A 1,340-nucleotide genomic window follows, 5' to 3' on the forward strand; every position below is an offset into this window, starting at 1 on the left:
GAGACTGTAAACTGAACTCTGTCTGAAAAAGATTAGAAGTATTAATTTTATTCAGACAGTACCATGACAAAGAAAGAACAGACAGAATTTGAAAAGAAGGTGCTCGAGCAGTTCATGTCGGGCAAGAACCTTTTCGGTGAGGGAGGCGCCTTTGCCCCCATGCTGAAGAATGTGATCGAGAAGGCCCTTGAGGCGGAGATGGACGGCCATCTGGACGAGGGTGAGCGCACCAAGGGCAACAAACGCAATGGCAAGGGAAAAAAGACGCTGAAAAGTGGTTTTGGGACCTTCGACATCGATACCCCGCAGGACCGCCAGAGCAGCTTTGAGCCGGAACTTGTGAAGAAACGCCAGACCATCCTGGCGGACAATCTCTCGGAGAAGATCATCGGGCTCTACGGCCTTGGGATGAGTTACCGCGACATCTCGTCCCATATCAAGGAGATGTACGATACGGAGATCTCCCATACGGTCTTAAGCCAGATCACCGATCGGATCGTCCCCGATGTAAAGGCGTGGCAGAACCGTCCCCTGGAGCCCCTCTATTGCATCGTGTGGCTGGATGCCATGCACTACAAGGTAAAGGTCGATGGGAAGATCGAGCACAAGGCCCTTTATAACATACTTGGCATCAACAAGGAGGGATATAAGGAAGTTTTGGGCATGTACATCTCCGAGAGCGAGGGTGCCAACTTCTGGCTCCAGGTGCTGACCGACCTGAACAACCGTGGACTGCAGGACATCCTTATTGCCTGTACCGATAACCTGAAGGGCTTTACCGAGGCCATACTCAGCATATTCCCAAAGACCCAGGTACAGAAGTGCATTGTACACCAGATACGCAATTCCCTCAGGTATATTGCCTCAAAGGACCAAAAGGAGTTCATGCGGGACCTCAAAGAGGTATACCGGGCCACCAGTAAGGAGGTGGCCGAGGACGGACTCCTGGCCCTGGGCGAAAAATGGGGAGGCAAATATCCCGTGGTCATTGAATCCTGGCAGAACAACTGGGAAGAGCTCTCCCAGTACTTCCAATACACCCCGCCCATCCGCAAACTGATCTATACCACCAATGCCGTGGAGGGCTTCCACCGCCAGGTACGCAAGGTCACCAAGACCAAAGGGGCCTTTACAAACGATATGGCCCTGCTCAAGCTGGTCTACCTGGCCACCAGGAACATCGAGAAGAAATGGACATCGCCCCTGCAGAATTGGAGCCTGGTGGTCCAGCAACTTTATATTAAATTTGGGGAGAGGATTCCCTTGGAATTAAATCCCAATCCCTCTGGGGCTAGCCCCAGAGGGATTGATGGATCGGACAGAGTTTAATTTACAGACCC

The 1,340-nt window shown here is 52.0% G+C and carries 1 protein-coding gene; it reads left to right on the forward strand.

The window, feature by feature from the left end:
- The first annotated feature begins 63 nt into the window (after positions 1–63).
- On the forward strand, positions 64–1,329 hold the full coding sequence (locus PY092_RS19610; RefSeq protein WP_127136011.1) for an IS256 family transposase: 1,266 nt from the start codon (positions 64–66) through the stop codon (positions 1,327–1,329).
- Positions 1,330–1,340: the final 11 nt, after the last annotated feature.

Source organism: Flagellimonas yonaguniensis, from assembly GCF_029193885.1.
In the GTDB taxonomy this organism is placed as follows: domain Bacteria; phylum Bacteroidota; class Bacteroidia; order Flavobacteriales; family Flavobacteriaceae; genus Flagellimonas; species Flagellimonas yonaguniensis.

What these genes read in the sequence shown, in the direction of transcription:
- PY092_RS19610 (WP_127136011.1), top strand. Translation starts at nt 64, where the DNA reads ATGACAAAGAAAGAACAGACAGAATTTGAAAAGAAGGTGCTCGAGCAG.